At 36.5% G+C, this 17,561-nt stretch carries 9 protein-coding genes; 8 read left to right on the top strand and 1 reads right to left on the bottom strand.

Features of this window, described 5'->3' with window-relative positions; all coding sequences use genetic code 11:
- Positions 1 to 93 precede the first annotated feature (93 nt).
- The 8 genes from ACSV4D_RS08660 to ACSV4D_RS08625 all read left to right on the top strand — a co-directional run bounded on the left by ACSV4D_RS08660 (position 94) and on the right by ACSV4D_RS08625 (position 14,539).
- Positions 94 to 2,634: a glycoside hydrolase family 2 TIM barrel-domain containing protein gene (locus ACSV4D_RS08660; RefSeq protein ID WP_439227917.1), complete on the top strand. Its 2,541-nt coding sequence runs from the start codon at positions 94 to 96 to the stop codon at positions 2,632 to 2,634.
- A 6-nt stretch (positions 2,635 to 2,640) separates the two neighbouring features.
- Positions 2,641 to 4,308 (top strand): apiosidase-like domain-containing protein, encoded by a 1,668-nt coding sequence (locus ACSV4D_RS08655; protein WP_439227916.1) that lies wholly within the window; start codon positions 2,641 to 2,643, stop codon positions 4,306 to 4,308.
- A 13-nt stretch (positions 4,309 to 4,321) separates the two neighbouring features.
- On the top strand, positions 4,322 to 6,118 hold the full coding sequence (locus tag ACSV4D_RS08650) for an alkaline phosphatase D family protein (RefSeq protein WP_439227915.1): 1,797 nt from the start codon (positions 4,322 to 4,324) through the stop codon (positions 6,116 to 6,118).
- 2 nt (positions 6,119 to 6,120) lie between these two features.
- A complete protein-coding gene (locus tag ACSV4D_RS08645) occupies positions 6,121 to 7,422 on the top strand; it encodes a beta-porphyranase D (RefSeq protein WP_439227914.1) in 1,302 nt (433 codons plus the stop codon).
- 4 nt (positions 7,423 to 7,426) lie between these two features.
- The gene (locus tag ACSV4D_RS08640) at positions 7,427 to 8,950 is read left to right on the top strand and encodes a sulfatase family protein (RefSeq protein ID WP_439227912.1); all 1,524 of its coding nucleotides are present in this window, start codon (positions 7,427 to 7,429) and stop codon (positions 8,948 to 8,950) included.
- Between the two features lie 3 nt (positions 8,951 to 8,953).
- Positions 8,954 to 11,317 (top strand): glycoside hydrolase family 3 N-terminal domain-containing protein, encoded by a 2,364-nt coding sequence (locus ACSV4D_RS08635; protein ID WP_439227911.1) that lies wholly within the window; start codon positions 8,954 to 8,956, stop codon positions 11,315 to 11,317.
- 209 nt (positions 11,318 to 11,526) lie between these two features.
- The gene (locus tag ACSV4D_RS08630) at positions 11,527 to 12,930 is read left to right on the top strand and encodes a sulfatase-like hydrolase/transferase (protein WP_439227910.1); all 1,404 of its coding nucleotides are present in this window, start codon (positions 11,527 to 11,529) and stop codon (positions 12,928 to 12,930) included.
- A 220-nt stretch (positions 12,931 to 13,150) separates the two neighbouring features.
- Complete coding sequence (locus tag ACSV4D_RS08625; RefSeq protein WP_439227909.1) at positions 13,151 to 14,539, top strand: family 43 glycosylhydrolase; 1,389 nt, start codon at positions 13,151 to 13,153, stop codon at positions 14,537 to 14,539.
- 492 nt (positions 14,540 to 15,031) lie between these two features.
- On the opposite strand, the gene galB is transcribed toward ACSV4D_RS08625, so the two are convergent.
- Positions 15,032 to 17,494, bottom strand: coding sequence for a beta-galactosidase GalB (gene galB, locus ACSV4D_RS08620; RefSeq protein ID WP_439227908.1), 2,463 nt, complete (start codon positions 17,492 to 17,494; stop codon positions 15,032 to 15,034).
- Positions 17,495 to 17,561 lie beyond the last annotated feature (67 nt).

Below are 17,561 nucleotides of genomic sequence, written 5' to 3'. Positions count from 1 at the left end.
GAAAAAAAAGCCGAATTTGATAAAATGATCGAATGGAATAAAAGCGATAAAGACTGGAAAGAATAATAAAATAAAGATTGAAATTTAAATAAAATGAGGAATACAAAAACAAAATTGATTGCATTTTTATTACTAATAGCTCTATTTGCTAGTGTGAAGATGATATCACAAAATGTAAGGGAGCAAGACTTTAATTTCGATTGGAAATTTCAGTTGCAAAAAGACACAAAAATTACGACAGCGCTTCCGCTAAAAGATACCGATTGGCGCGATGTACGTTTACCTCACGATTGGAGTGTCGAATTTTCATTTGATAAAACCAAAGAAGGTGCTACGGGTTATTTAGATGGAGGTGTGGCTTGGTACCAAAAACATTTTTCAATTCCTAAAGCCGACAAAGATAAAAAGTTCTATATCCTTTTTGATGGTGTGTACAATAATGCGAAGTTTTGGCTAAACGGAAAACTATTAGGAGAAAACCCTTATGGCTACTCCCCTACTTATTTTGATCTAACGCCTTTTCTTACCAAAGACGGCAGTCAAAATGTAATTTCGGTACATGTAGACCACTCTCGTTATGCTGATAACCGCTGGTATTCCGGTAGTGGAATTTATCGTAATGTAAAATTAATCACTACAGATAAATTGCATATTCCTATTTGGGGAACCTTCATTAGCACTCCCGAAGTAAACAAAGAGTTGGCCAAGGTACAATTGAAAGTAAAGGTTGAAAACGAACTTTCAAGTAAGAGTACTTTTGATTTATCGACAAAATTAGTTGATGCTAATGGAACTGTAGTTGCAAAACAAAACAGTACCCTAAAGTTGAATGCCAAAACAAACAAAGAATTTACTCAGACATTTACTGTAACCAATCCAAAACTATGGGATCCAGAAAACCCAAACAGATACAAAGCCATTACAACGATTACTACAAAAGGTAAAGTCATTGATGAATATACTACTCCTTTCGGAATCCGTAAAATTGAATTTAAAGCCAAAGAAGGTTTCTTTTTGAATGGAAAATCGACCTACATGAAAGGAATATGTATTCATCACGATGGTGGTTTGGTAGGTTCAGCTGTACCTGAAGGCGTGTGGCGCAGAAGATTGACAATATTAAAAGAATGTGGCGTTAATGCGATTAGAACGTCTCACAATCCTTTTTCTGAAGAATTTTTGGACCTTTGTGACGAAATGGGATTTTTAGTTCAAAACGAATTATTTGATGAGTTTGATTTGCCAAAAGACAAACGTCAAAATTATCACGAAAGACATGACGATTACATCACAAAAGGCTATACTGAGCATTTTCAAAAATGGGGAAAAAGTGATTTGACACGTACAATTTTACGTGACCGTAATCATCCTAGTGTAGTACAATGGAGTATTGGTAACGAAATTGAATGGACTTACTTAAATTACAGATACATCACTGGTTTTTGGAAAGATCCAAAGGACCCTCAAAAATCTGGTGATTTTTGGGGAAGTATCCCGATGTATTCTCCAGAAGAATTAAAGAAAAGATATGACGAATCCAATCACGGCAAATACGTTCTGGCCGAAACTGCCAAAAGATTAAGCGGTTGGGTAAAAGAATTAGATGATACCAGACCTACTACTGCCAATATGATTATTCCGCAGGTGAGTCATGTGAGTGGTTATGCAGATGCTGTAGATATTGCTGGTTATAGCTATAGAAATGTAATTATTCCGTGGGCACAAAAACATTTCCCTACTAAACAGGTAACCATTAATGAATGTCCGGGAACTTGGGATGATTGGAAACAAGTTTTAGAATATCCCGGTGTTTTTAGTATGTTTTTGTGGACAGGGATAGACTATCTTGGCGAAGCACATAATGAATGGCCTCAAAAAGGATGGGATGGCGATTTATTGGATTTTGCCGGATTTAAAAAACAAGGATTTAACTATCACAAAAGTATTTGGGTAAATAAACCCAACATCGCTATAGGGACAATGCCTGTAAAAGGAACCGATTTTAAAGTAGATGAACTAAGTGGTCAATTAATTGTTCCCAAAAAAGAATTAAAATGGAATAATAGTAAAGCCAATTTTCACTGGAACTATACTCCTGGAGAAATGATTGTGGTGGAAGTCACCTCAAATCATGCTGAAGTTGAATTATTCCTAAACGGACGTTCATTGGGAGTTAGAAGCATGTCTGAATGTCCCGATCGTATTTTCCGTTGGGCAGTACCGTATCAAGCAGGTACACTTACTGCAAAAGCTGGTTTTGACGGAGCTGAAGTCACAGCTCAATTAAAAACGACATCTGAACCGGTGAAAATCGTATTGACTACTGACCAAACCAAATTAAAAGCAGATGGTTATGATGTAGCACACATTATCGCTCAATTAGTAGATAAAGACGGGAATGATGTTACTACAACTGAAGCTCAATTGACTTTTGATGTCAAAGGTGATGTTAAAGTATTAGGTGTTGATAATGGATGGAACAAAAGCACTCAGGACTATCAGACCAATACAGTAGAAACCCATAACGGACATGCTTTGCTATTGATTCAATCGTTAAGAAAAGCGAGCGATGTATCTGTAAAAGTTTCAGCCAAAGGGCTAAAAAGCAATGAAATAGCAATAGAGATAAGATAATTAAATATGAATACCAAACTTTGCTTACTTCTTTTTGTATTTACAATTCGATTAAATTATGCCCAAACCAAGGTTTGGAACAAGCCAAAATCGAATCAAACTATTGCTACGGTTCAATGGGAGGTTAGTGATTTGGTATATCATAGTAGTCAAAAGATTGAAAAGCCGCTTGAGAAAGAAGTATTTGCATTGGTAAAAGGAAATAATGAAACCCAAAAAATCCCTTTGTTTTATAACGGAAACAACGATTGGGTATTCCGATTTTCGAGTTCGACTGTGGGGAATAAAAACTTTGTAATCCAATCAGATATAAAAGAACTAAATGGTAAAAAAGGGAAATTTACCATTCAACCCAATAAAAAAGTAGACCGCCACGGAGGAATTGTTTTGCACAAGGATAATCCTCAACATTTTTTCTACGAAGACGGTTCTCATTATTTCAATCTAGCCTTTGAATGCGATTGGTTGTTTGCCTTGGATTATGGTCAAAAAGAAATACCTAAAACTAAACAATTACTTTCGACAATTGCCGAAAACAGATTCAATCAGATTGTGATGAATGTGTATGCCTATGACCTAGATTTAGATTGGGTGAAGGATGAAAAATTAAAAACAAACCCTCAACATAATTATGGTGCTCGTGAAGATATCTTCCCCTTTTTAGGTTCCAATTCAAACCCAGATTACAGTGCCTTAAATATTGACTTTTTTAAGCATTTTGATAAAGTTATTGCAGCCATGCATGACCAAGAAATTGTAAGCCATTTGATGATTTATGTGTGGAATAAACGGGTAGCATGGCCAAAAGCAGGATCTGATGCTGACAATAGGTATTATAATTATGTCATAAAAAGATACCAAGCCTTTCCAAATGTTATTTGGGATGTATCCAAAGAAGCTACTAATAAAATCGCATTGGAGCAAAATAAAAACGTAGTCCAGCACATTGAAGAACGTATCAGTCGTACAAGAAATTTAGACGCATTTGACCGTTTGGTATCTGTTCACGATTTTGGTTTTTGTAAAAATCATAAAAATGAGGTTGACTTTATTTCTACCCAAGATTGGAAATTGTCACTACATGAAAGTATGCTCAATGTGTACAAGCTTTTTCCTGATAAGCCTGTTTTTAATATCGAGCATGGTGGGTATGAAGAATCTCCGTACAACATTTTTCCTGGTGGATTCTCAAATGCAGAAGCATGCTTACGAAGAAATTATCTGTGTCTTTTTGCTGGAGTTTATACAACTTACTATTGGCAGGCAGCGGCTTGGAATGCCATTATTCACAACCCTTTTGAACAACCTGAAGCTGTAATTAAACCGAGGTTTGATTATTTCAAGTATATGCGGAATCTGTTTGATAAAGTAAATTTTGAAAACTTTGTCCCAGATTCTAAAAAGATGACTAGATCCTATGTGTTAGCAAATGCTAAAGAGGGTGTTGTAATGCAATACCTTCCTAAAGAAGTACATTCAGATGATATGAAGCAGTATCTGGAAAATGAATATAATTACGAAAAGGCTACTTGGCAATGGTTTAATACACTAACAGGAGCATTTACAGAAGAAAAAAAGGTGCTGTTTGAACATAAATATGGTTTTTGGGATTGGCGACCTTGGCGAAATGAAGCTGATGCTATATTGATTATTAAAGGGCTTAAACAATTGTAAAATAAAAAAATATATGAAAAAAGGACTCTTAATTATTCTTGTATTTCTCAGTTATTTTTCTTTTGCACAAAAAAAGAATGTATTAGAAATTACCAGAAATCAAACTCCGAATGATCGCATTTGCTTTGCACTTTATACCGTTCATGATAAAACGTTAAAATTGACTGCGCAATTTTATCCCATAAAAGATTATGAACCTTTCAGAGCTTTATTGCAAATTAAAAAAGGAAATGATTGGGAAACCGTACAGACAGCTGAGATAGAATATCCAAGCTATACCGCTCATTTCAGAATAGAAAAATGGGATGATACCCAAGAAAAAGAATACCGTGTAGCGCATAACAATAAAGCGTTTTATGACGGAATCATCCAGAAAAATCCGATTCACAAAAAGGAAATCACCATGGCAGCTTTTTCTTGTTGGTCGCTTTACGAAAGACATGGAGGACAAATTCCTGCTACTGATATCGTAAATAATTTGAAAAAATTGAAACCGGATGTTTTATTTTTTTCAGGAGATCAGGTGTACGATCACAGTGAACATTATAAATATTGGTTAAAATTTGGCGAGTCTTTTGGAGATGTGATTCGCAATACCCCAACCATCTGTTTGCCGGATGACCACGACATAGGTCAAGGTAATTTGTGGGGTAATGGCGGAAAAAAAATTGAAAGTAGAGACGGTGACGAAGGAGGTTATTATATGCCGGTTTCTTATATCAAAGAGGTAGAAAAAGCACAAACCAGTCACTTACCGGATCCGTATGACCCAACACCTATTGAACAGGGAATTGGGGTTTATTATACCGATTTAACCTGGGGCGGAATCAGTTTTGCTATTATAGAAGACCGAAAATTCAAGTCGGGTCCAAAAAGAGTTTTGGAGAGAAAAGGTTATGCCGATACCAGAGAAATGGATGTTCCTGGAGCTTCCTTGTTAGGACAAAGACAAATCGACTTCTTGGAAGACTGGACTACAAAATGGCAAGACGCCGAGATGAAAGCAGTATTATCTCAAACTATTTTTACCAATTTATCAACGCATAGCCCAACCATTAATCAAAAGCAAAGATACAGTACCGACTCTAACGGTTGGCCGCAATCAGGCAGAAACAAAGCCTTGAGTGTCATCAGAAAAAGTTTTTCATGCATGATTGCAGGAGACCAACATTTAGGTTCTGTGGTGCATCATGGTATTGAAGAATGGGACAATGCAGGCTATTCTTTTGCAGTTCCTGCGGCAGCCAATTTTTGGATGCGCTGGTGGAATCCGGAAAAACCGGGGAAGAATCACATCAAAGGAATGCCTGAATATACAGGAGAATATAAAGATGCTTTTCATAACAAAATCACTGTTCATGCTGTTGCCAATCCTACTCACAAAGACAATACGCCTAGGGAAGATTTACTAAGTGGAAGAGCTGCCGGATATGGGATAATTAAATTCAATAAAGAAAAGCGAGAAACAACTTTTGAATGTTGGGAACGCAACGTAGATATGTTTGCAGCCGGGAGTAAGCCTTTCAATGGTTGGCCTGTAACTTTTTCACAGGCAGACAATTTTAACATAAAGGAAGGTTTTGAATTACCCACCTTAAAGATCAATCAAACCGATCAGGTGGTAACCGTAAAGAATTATTATACCAGCGAGGTGGTTTCTTCATTAAGAATTAAAGGGACAGAATACAAACCGAAAGTAATGCTAGCTGGGAAATATACAATTGAAGTAGGTGAAGATAAAAATATCAAGCGTTTCTACGAAATAGAAGCAGTAAAGAAAAACAAAGAACTAATAAAAGTAACTCTATAAAAATGAAAACCAATAAAAAAAATCTGATATTAGTTGCCTTATTGAATTTGTTTTTTGCACAAGCGCAGACAGTTTCATCAGGACCACCCGAACCACCTTTGGGGAAAAGATGGGTGTTAAATCCTGATTTTTCTGATGAGTTCAACGGAAGAGCATTGGATACAACCAAATGGTATGATCATCACCCAACCTGGAAAGGTAGAGAGCCGGGTATCTTCTTACCATCGCAGGTTTCGGTCAAAGACGGCTTTCTTCAAATCAAAGGAGAAAAGCTGAAGAAAGATACCATTATAAAAGCCTATGGTAAAGAATTGAAATATAACATTGCAGGTGGAGCGGTAGTTTCAAAAAAAGCGGTGCTTTTTGGTTATTATGAATCAAGGATTAAAGCAGCCGCAACTACAATGTCAGCCACTTTCTGGTTTTCAAGTCCTGGCCATAAGGGGCAAAAAGATTGTGATAACTATAGTTTAGAATGGGACATTCATGAATCTATAGGAAGGGGTGGTGATTTTAAAGGAAATTTTTTCGCCTATGGTATGCACTCCAATTCGCATTATTGGTACACCGATTGTAATAAAGAAAAACATGATTATCGGGCAGCAGTCATCAATTTTAATAATCCGGAAGTTTCCTCAGCCCGTTTCCATGTGTATGGCGGTTGGTGGCGCGACGAACAAACGGCTAGCTATTATTACAATAACAGCGAACCAAAACATCAAAAATTTTACGACAAAGTAAGCGGAAAACCATTTGACCAACCCATGCATATGCGTTTGGTTTCTGAGACTTACCCTTATCCTTGGATTGAATTGCCTAATGATGCCGAATTGGCCGACCCAACCAAAAACGTGGTGTATTATGACTGGGTACGCGGGTACAAATTGGTAGATGTGAATGATGCTAATACAGGAGCTAAGAATGATCCAACGGTTAAACTTTTTGACGAAAGCATTATGTTTCATTCGGCTACAATTGATTTGTCGTCAGCAACTGTTTTAAAAATCCCATTGGCATACAAAGCCCTTGAAGACCGTGAGATTTATTTAAAACTTTGGGATGCTAACGGCACAAAAATTGTAGAAACCAAATTCATTGCCTATGCAGGTTATGCCAATTTAGAATACGAATTAAAACTGGATAAAATTCTGGAAGCTAAAGCGGGGTATTCTCTATTGGCTAAAATCCGACCATTAAACGTAGAAAAACCTACCGATATCGACTCAAGTACATTAATTATTAATATTAACGATACTAAAACAGCAAAAAACTTAACTTCAAAGAAAAAGAAAACAAATAAATAAAATCATGAAATTAAAAAATGCAGCCCTATGTCTTATAGTATTGGGATTAATAAGTTTCCCACTATTGGCACAAAAAAAGAATACTAAAAAACCCAATATTGTTATTATTTACCTGGACGATTTGGGTTACGGCGATTTAAGTTCCTATGGAGCAACCGAACTAAAAACACCAAATATAGATGTCCTTGCGAATGGAGGTATAAAATTCACCAATGGGTATGCTACTTCGGCTACTTGTACTCCAAGTCGTTATGGCTTATTAACGGGAGTTTATCCATGGCGTAATGATGATGCTAAAATTTTACCGGGTTCGGCACCATTAATTATTTCTGAAAAGCAAGAGACCTTGCCTAAAATGCTAAAACGAGCTGGTTATCAAACCGCTGTAATAGGAAAATGGCATTTGGGTTTAGGTGTGGGAGAAACCGACTGGAACAAACAAATTAAGCCAGGAGCAAATGAAGTTGGCTTCGATGAATCCTATATTCTAGCAGCTACACAAGATCGTGTACCTACTGTTTACATTGATAATGGTCGTGTAGATAATTTAGATCCTAAAGACCCTATTTTTGTAAGTTATAAAAAGAACTTTGAAGGACAACCTACAGGATTAGACAATCCTGAGTTGACTACGATGAAATGGAGTCATGGTCATAATCAATCTATTGTGAATGGAATTCCAAGAATTGGTTATATGAAAGGTGGTGAAGCAGCCAAATGGAAAGATACTGACATGGCTGATCATTTTTTAATCAAAGCCCAAAACTATGTAAAAGAGCATAAAAACAAACCCTTTTTCTTGTATTATGCCTTGCAACAACCTCATGTACCGCGTACACCACATCCTCGTTTTGAAGGAAAGTCAGGAATGGGACCGCGTGGTGATGCTATTTTAGAAGCCGATTGGTGTATTGGTGAATTTATGAAAACCTTAAAAAAAGAAGGGATTTTAGAAAACACACTAATTGTTTTCTCTAGTGATAACGGTCCGGTTTTAGATGATGGATATCACGATGATGCAGTCGAAAAATTGGGAAAACATACTCCGGCAGGTAAATTAAGAGGTGGGAAATATAGTTTGTTTGAAGCAGGAACGCGTGTTCCTTTTATGGTATATTGGAAAGGCACCATTAAGCCAAAAGTTTCAGATGCTTTGGTTTGTCAAATGGATTTACTGGCTTCTTTTGCTTCGATGTTTGGGGTAAAAACTGATTTGGGAGATAGTCAAAATACAATCAATACATTTTTAGGAAAAGACAACAAAGGACGTCAAAACTTGGTTATAGAAGCTAATTCTAAAACCGCTTTCAGAACTGGGGATTGGATTATGATTCCGCCTCATAACGGAAAAGCTATGAATGAACAAACGCATACCGAATTAGGTATTGATACTGAATTCCAATTGTACAACTTGAAAAAAGACATTAGTCAGAAAAAAAATCAAGCTCCCTCTAATCCCAAGTTAGTTCAAACATTATTTGAACAATACAAAAAAATCGTAGTAGACAAATACACCCCAATAAAGTAAATTATGAGTAGTAGAATCCTAGTAATTGTAATGCTTTTTTGCTTTCAAACAATAATAAATGCACAAGTAAGAAAGGTAGAAAGCTATTCAACTCCAGAGATTGATGCCAAAGTCGAAAAAATAATGGCTACAATGACTATGGAGGAAAAAATTGCTCAAATTACGGGTACACGTTTAAAAGAGATTATGGTTGATGGCAAGGTCTCTTTAGAAAAATGCAGACAAAATATCCCCAATGGTGTGGGCCATTTTTGCCAATTTTCATCGGGGCTTGAACTTTCTCCAGAAAAACTAAGAGATTTAGTGCGTGAGGTCCAGCATTTTCTAATGACGGAAACCAAATTAAAAATCCCTGCTATTTTTCACGAAGAGGCCATTACTGGTTTTGCCACACAAGGAGCCACTACTTTCCCGCAACAAATTGGTGTAGGTTGTTCTTGGAATCCGGAAGTAGTGAAAAACAATTCTCGTTCTACTGCTCAAAACATGAGAGCCGCTGGGGCAACTTTTGCTTTGTCTCCAATGCTTGATTTAAGTCGGACCGCACATTGGAACCGACTCGAGGAGAGTTATGGTGAAGACGCGTATTTGACTTCAAAAATGGGAGTAGCCTTCGTAAAGGGTTTGCAGGGTGAAGATTTTAGAACGGGAGTGGCGGCCACCGTAAAACATTTTGCAGGCTACGGCACATTTAATAATAGCGAAAAAGAATTATACGAAGAATATTTAATGCCGCATGAAGCTTGTATCAAAATTGCAGGAGCCAAAAGTGTGATGCCATCGTATGGAAAATACAGAGCTTTACCAGTAATTGCGAGTCCTACCATGCTTGACCAAATGTTACGCAAGGAAATAGGTTTTGACGGATTGATTGTGAGCGATTATTTTGCTGTTTCTAAAACTTTTAAAGGCTATAAACAAGCGCCATCTGAAATGGTAGCGGGCGCTATGGCAATCAATGCGGGTGTTGATATCGAATTGTCCTCGCCTATTGCTTATCCGCTTTTGCCAGAAGCTTTGAAAAAAGGAGAAGTTTCAATAGAAACGATTAATCAAGCCGTAAAGCGTTCCCTAATAATGAAGGCAAAACTAGGCTTGTTAGATAAAAACCCTATTATTGGCAAAGAAGGAAAATTAGATTTTGATCCACCAGCATTTAGACAATTAGCCTATGAAACTGCTACCCAGTCCATTGTTCTTTTAAAAAATAACGGACTATTACCCTTAAAAAAAGAGGTAAAAAAAATAGCCTTAGTAGGCCCAAATGCGGCAACAGTGCAATGTTTATTGGGTGATTATACCTATCAGTCTATGATTTCTTTTTGGCATAGCACTGAGTTTGATCCTTTGAACCCAAAATTGGTGACTTTAAAAGAAGGCTTAGAAAACAAATTAGGAAATAAAGTAAAAATTCTTCACGAGAGAGGTTGTGATTGGAGTGCTACTCTTGAAACTAAGGTAGATAATAGCGGTTTGGGTGATGACCGATTGAGCAAACTAAAATTAATGGCTATCAAAGGATTGCCGCAGCCGGATTTGCAAAATGCCATAAAAATTGGTAAAGAGAGCGATGTTATTGTGGTGGCTGTTGGCGAAAATTTATACTTGTGTGGCGAAGGAAGAGAACGTAACGGAATAAGGCTACCTGGTGATCAAGAAGCCTTTGTCGAAAAAATGATTGCAACAGGCAAACCCGTTATTTTAGTAATGTTTGGTGGTCGTCAGCAATTGGTAAGTAAGTTTGAAAGTAAATGTGCTGCGATTATTCAGGCTTGGTTTCCAGGTGAAGAAGGCGGAAATGCTTTGGCAGATATTATTGTTGGAAATGTAAATCCTTCAGCAAAATTATGTGTTACTTATCCCAAAACCGATTCCAAAGAAGAAATTAATTACAAAAATGGATACGTTGATGGTTCATTAGTACAATATCCTTTTGGTTTCGGATTGTCATATTCCAATTATGTTTATTCAGACTTACAAATGCAGCCTAACGCAGCCATTACAGACGAACGTTTTTCGGTTTCGGTAAAAATTAAGAATACAGGAAAAAGAGAGGGAACTGAAATTGTTCAATTGTATGTTTCACCTGTAGATAAAACCTCAACCATGAAACCCATTCAGCTTAAAGGATTCGAAAGAGTGTCGTTGAAAGCTGGTGAAGAAAAAACAGTAGTTTTTAATGTTTCGCCGCAACAATTAGTGCAATACAAAGAAGAAAAATGGATTATCGAATCTGGAAAGTATGAGTTTAAAATAGGTGCATCCTGTACAGACATTCGTCAAAAAGGGATTATTGATGTCCAAGGTAAAGAGTTGATTTTGAACAAAGGAAGAGAAGTGTTTTTTACCGTTAATGAAATTAAATAAACTATAAAACCTAACATCTAATGGTTTGAGATGAAAGAATTTAGTTCTATTTAGAGTATTTTAGGCGATGAAATACTCTTTGTCTAGTTTTTGTCTAGTGAAAAAAATGCCATTCTGAATGAACTTAATTTATATTTGTTTATTATCAATTGCCACGGGGTCAAAATCGTGGCAATTGATTATTAATTAAAAAATAAAAAAATAAAAAGATGCCTATTAAAAGATTAATCCTAACTACCGCTGTTTTTTTGATGGCTTTTATGCCAATGAAAATAACAGCTCAAAAAACAAATATAATTTTCCTTTTCGCAGATGATGCTGGGTATAATGATTTTGGTTTCCAAGGAAGTAAATATTTTAAAACACCCCATTTAGACAAACTGGCTTCGGAAGGTATGATTTTCAAAGAAGCTTATACCACAGATTCAGTTTGTGGACCTTCGAGAGCAGGATTGCTTACAGGAATGTACCAGCAACGCTACGGAATTGAAGAGAACAATGTACCAGGGTATATGAGTGAATCCTCTCGATTGAATGATGACGAAATGGGTTTACCAACCAATATCAAAACAATTGCCGATTACTTACAACCATTGGGATATAAATCAATTGTTTTAGGGAAATGGCATTTAGGTAATGACGATAGATACCATCCGTTAAAAAGAGGTTTCGATGAATTTTATGGTTTTAGAGGAGGCGCCAGAAGTTTTTGGCCCTTGACTGAAAATGAAGCCAAACTAACACCTGAAAACAGACTGGAACAAGGTTTTGGAAATTATAAAGAACCCACTAAGTATATCACCGATGATTTTGCAGATAAGGCTTGTGAATTCTTGGATCGAAACAAAAAAAATCCGTTTTTCATGTATGTTTCCTTCAATGCTGTGCATGCACCATTGCATACTACTGAAGAAGATATGGCAAAAATTGAGCACCTAACCGGTAAACGAAAACAATTGGCAGCAATGACCTTGGCACTAGACCGTGCCTGTGGACAAATTTTGGATAAACTTAAAAAATTAGGTTTAGAAAAAAACACATTAATTGTCTTTGCCAATGACAATGGAGGTCCTGACGGTACAGAAACCTCAAACTACCCTTTGAGTGGTTGTAAATCTACTTTTCTGGAAGGCGGAATCCGAGTGCCTTTTATCATGAAATTACCTTCAATAATCAAGGCCGGAACTACTTATGATAAGTCAATTAGCATGCTGGATATGGCCCCTACTTTTATTAATCTAGCCGGAGGAAATGCTACTGCTATCAAAGATTTAGATGGTGTTGATCTTATGCCATTTGTAACCCATAAAAAATCAGAAGCACCACACAAAAGACTGTTCTGGAAAATTGCTAACAGAGGGGTCGTACGTGAAGGCGATTGGAAATTGCTGCGTTATCCTGACAGACCTGCTGAATTGTATAATATTGCCGAAGATATTAGAGAGAAAAATGATTTGGCAGTCAAATATCCAGAGAAAGTACGTGAAATGTACAAAACTTTGTTTGAATGGGAAGCAGGTTTAGAGCGCCCTTTGTGGATGCTAAAGACCATTTATGAGGTAAATGCAGTTCACCGTACAGATGAAAAAAGAGATCCGGTAATTGATAAATAGAGACCCAGAATCAAGCAACCTAAATTCGCAAATTGAATTATTGAAAAATAATTGAGTTTGCGAATTTTTGGTTTAAAATTCTTAATGTAAACCTCATTATTCTCAATAATAAATCATACGTTCTACTTATCGGTTAGTCTGTATAATGATAATTCCGTTCAATGTCATAATATTGCTATAATAAAGTTTGATGCTTCAAAAAGATTTAAACACATACAAAATGAGATTTTTTAAAATAAATACAATGCTTTTAGTTGGATTGATTTCCAATGCTCTTTTTGCACAAATTGGAGTGAAACATGGTAGTGATGATAATCGTAGCAGTTGGGGGATAAATCCTCATGCACTTTATGTGGACGTAATTGCACCTGAACATGGAATGGCGGATCCGCATGCTTGGGTACAAAATGATACTGTTTATGTTATTTGTGGTCATGATGAATCTTGGGAAGGTAAAGGTTCTTTTCGAATGGACCGATGGGAAGTTTGGTCTTCCACAGATTTAAAAAATTGGAAACACCATCGTAATATTTATCCATCACAAACCTATATCGGCAATCAGCCCAATTGCTGGGCAGGAGATATAACGGAACGAGATGGGAAATTTTATTGGTTTTTTTCCAACAGAAATAAAAATACCGGTGTTATGGTTGCCGATAATGCTACTGGTGAATACAAGGACTTGTTAGGCAAACCATTATTGCCTGAAGGAATTGTTCCTGTGCATCCCTATGATCCGGAAGTTTTTGTCGAAAACGATGTCTATACGATTTGTTTTGGAGCAGGAACCTATTATATGGCTACTTTATCTAAGGATATGAAATCTTTGGCATCAGAACCCAAAGCGATTACCGTTATCGATGAAAAGGGACAAAGTATGAAAACTGAAGATAAATCAACTTTATTCAAACGCAATGGTTGGTATTATTTAGTCTTTGGAAGTAGATATGCTATGTCAAAGAATTTGTATGGTCCTTATGAATTTAAGGGTGCATTCTTAAAAGGTGGACATACCAGTTTTTTTGAATGGAAAAATCAGTTGTATGTACTACAGGAAAACCATGACATCAGTGCTTTCTATAGAGGAGCAAGTTTAAAACCTGTCTTTTTTAATAAAGACGAAACCATTATCGTCCCAAAAGAGGACCGCATGTATCCAGCACCGGGAAGACCTTTTGAATTTAAAAACAGTACCATGGGCTGGAATGCCTTAGGAGGAACTTTGATTTCGTATAAAGAGGGCAAGTTGATGGGGACAATTACCGCAAAAAATGCTGTTGTACAAAGTGCCCCCTGGTTGTACACAGAAACCAAATTATGTTCGAAAATCACTTTAAAAATCAAAAACAATAGCCAAGCTAAGGAACTAAAATTGGCACTTTTTACACGTAATTATTCTAAAAATTTTTGGTCAACAGAGACCGGTCAGGTGGATTGGAGCAAACAAGAATGGATTACAATTCCTATTGCGGCTAAAGATGCCTCTTTTAAAATCTACACTATTGATTTAAATAAATTCAAAAATAGAAACGAACTATTAATGCAATTGGCATTTCAGCTTGAAGCCGATAAAGGAAGTTGGGAAATAGATGAAGTCATCATTAACTAAACCACTCTGCACTTCCAGTACAGAGGTTTGTTTGACGAGAGACTGAAAATCTCTAAATTTTGAAAACTATTTATCAATGCTGAAAAAATCAGAATATACTTTTTCGCATTACTTAAGTACTGCAATAAATTGCAGGGTTTTAGACCCGAAACTGAGACCAATAAAGGAAATTCTAGTTTATCCCCCCTGAAGAGACCACATTCAGAAGTAAGTGTTTTTTTGAGTGAAGCATAGAAAATAGCTGATTTTAATGTCCTAAAATCGGTCATTTTTGTTTTGTGATTTTTTTCAAAGATTCATTGGGGTGGAGGGTAAAAAAAGGGATTTTAGCACCCAACAGGACATAGGGATTCCATTAAAATGGCATGAACCCTGAATGCAGTTTATAATAAAGACAATCTGGAAATAAAAAAGAAAAGCCACAAATAGTTCAAAAACTACTTGTGGCATCCTTATTTTGGTGATTTTTTTTACTGTGAATTTTATAAAAACTTACTTCGTTTCAATTACAATCTGCGTGCTTTTTAATGATTTTGAATTGGCTTTTAAAGCAATTTTTCCAGCATTTTTAGATGATTTTAAAATAGCCAAACACATACCGTTAAAAGCTTTTCTTTGGTTACCCTGAAAAGACTCCAAACTGATTTGGTTTCCGTTATCAACGCCTATGATTTCCCCTACTCCTTTTACATCAAAAGTTACTAGATTATCTGCCAACGGACAGAAATTGCCGTTTTTGTCTAAAATTTTCACCGTTACATAAGCAAGGTCTTGTCCGTTAGCGTCAATTATACTTCTATCAACAGACAAACTGATTTTTGCTGGCTTTCCAGCTGTTTTGATTATTTCTTCATTGACCTTTTTACCATCTTTGTAACCCACCACTTTTAAGGTACCGGGTTGATAGGGAACATTCCAAGATAATCTATATTTAGATTGAAAGGTTTTGGGTTCGTAACGAGTAAAATCAACTTTAATTTCGGTTAAATCCTTCCCTTTCACTTTTCGTCCTAATGATTTACCGTTTAAAAACAGTTCCGCTTCATCAACATTGGTATAACAATAAACGGGAATCTCCTTTCCTTCCATTCCTTCCCAATTCCAATGTGGCAACAAGTGAATCATCGGTTTAGTAGTCCAATGACTTTGGTACAAAAAGAATCGGTCTTTAGGGAAACCGCATAAATCCACTGCTCCAAAATAAGAGCTCTTAGAAGGCCAATGTCCGTTCCAATAACCATTAGTCGAATTGTCTTTTCCTCCGTATGGAGTAGGTTCTCCTAAATAGTCAAATCCAGTCCAGATAAATTCTCCCATCACAAATGGACTTTTTTCCTGAAAATGAAATTCGATATCCGGTGGGTATGCCCATGGCGGTCCGATGATATCATAACTCGTAACATGCAATGAAGGATGTGTTTCGTATTTTTCAATTGGTAAATGATAGACCCCGCGACTACTGGTACAACTGGAAGTTTCAGAACCATAAAAAGGCAATTCAGGATAATTACTTCTTATTTCCTCATATTTACTCGGTTTGTAATTTACCCCTGCAATATCTACTTGTTGTGCGAAATTATTGTCATACGGGTTTGAATAATTATTCATTCCCATCGTAGTGGGTCTGGTTCTATCTACTTCTTTACAATAATCATTGAGCATTTTTGCCACTCTCCAACCGTTCTTTTTGTCTCCTTGCTCTAGGATTTCGTTTCCTGTACTCCACATAATAATAGATGGGTGGTTACGGTCTCTGTACAACATGTCTTTGATGTCTCTTTCTGCCCATTGGTCAAAAAACACACTATAGCCGTTAGGCACTTTAGGCATCTTCCACATGTCAAAAGATTCATCCAAAACCAATAATCCTAACTCATCACATAAATCTAAAAATTCTCTTGAGGGTGGATTATGACTGGTACGAATCGCATTAGTCCCCATGTCTTTCATGATTTGCAATTTGCGTTCATCAGCTCTTTTATACACTGCCGAACCTAAAGCGCCATTGTCGTGGTGTAAACACACACCATTGAAACGTATTTTTTCATTATTCAGAAAAAAACCATCTTTGGTAAAAGCGATGGTACGCAACCCAAAACGAGTTTTATACGAATCCAATACTTTTCCATTTTCGGAAATTGTGGTCACAGCATTGTACAAATGCGGTGTTTTAGTGTCCCAACGTAGCGGATTTTTTATCACTGTGTACAATGCTGAAATCGCTTTGGAGTTGGGTGCAATTTTCAAATCTTCCTCAACTGATGCCACTGATTTTCCGTCAGGCGAAAAGTATTCCTGTTTTACTTTTACAGTAACTGCCTTTTCGGTTTTATTCTCTACAGTAGTTTCGTTTTGGATGGTTGCTTTTTCCTTAGTTACTGTTGGAGTCGTAATATATGTTCCCCATTGTTTTACATGTACAGGCTCGTCAATTTTTAACCAAACCGAACGGTAAATTCCTGCCCCCGGATACCAACGAGAAGATAAATCCTCTGGTTTTAATCGAACGGCAATTATATTATTTGAACCATCGTATTTTAAATATTTACTTATATCAAATTCAAAACCGATATACCCATTAGGGCGATTCCCAACCAATTGACCGTTGACCCAAACATAGGCATCATACATCGCTCCTTCAAACTCGATTCGTACGACTTTGCCTTGAGCACTTTTATCCATTTTGAATGATTTGCGATACCAACCTGTTCCGTGAAAAGGCAAACCGCCACAACGCGCATTGTATTTTTCGTCAAAAGGACCTTCGATAGCCCAATCATGAGGTAAGTTTAGATTACGCCACTTGGAGTCATTGAAATTTACTTGCTCAGCACCCTTGGCTTCGGCATTGAAAAATCTCCAAGAATCATTAAAATTCAAATCTTGTGCTTGTGCTTTGCTTACTCCACAACATAACAATGTTGCCGCACAAAAGGATAAAAAGAGTTGTTTCATTTTGAATTACTTCAATTAATTATAGTCTTTATAATAAGACCAAAACTAAGATTAAACAATAGGAATA

Source organism: Flavobacterium sp. ARAG 55.4, assembly GCF_051846875.1.
GTDB lineage: Bacteria > Bacteroidota > Bacteroidia > Flavobacteriales > Flavobacteriaceae > Flavobacterium > Flavobacterium plantiphilum.
This window is presented reverse-complemented; position numbering and strand designations above follow the sequence as displayed.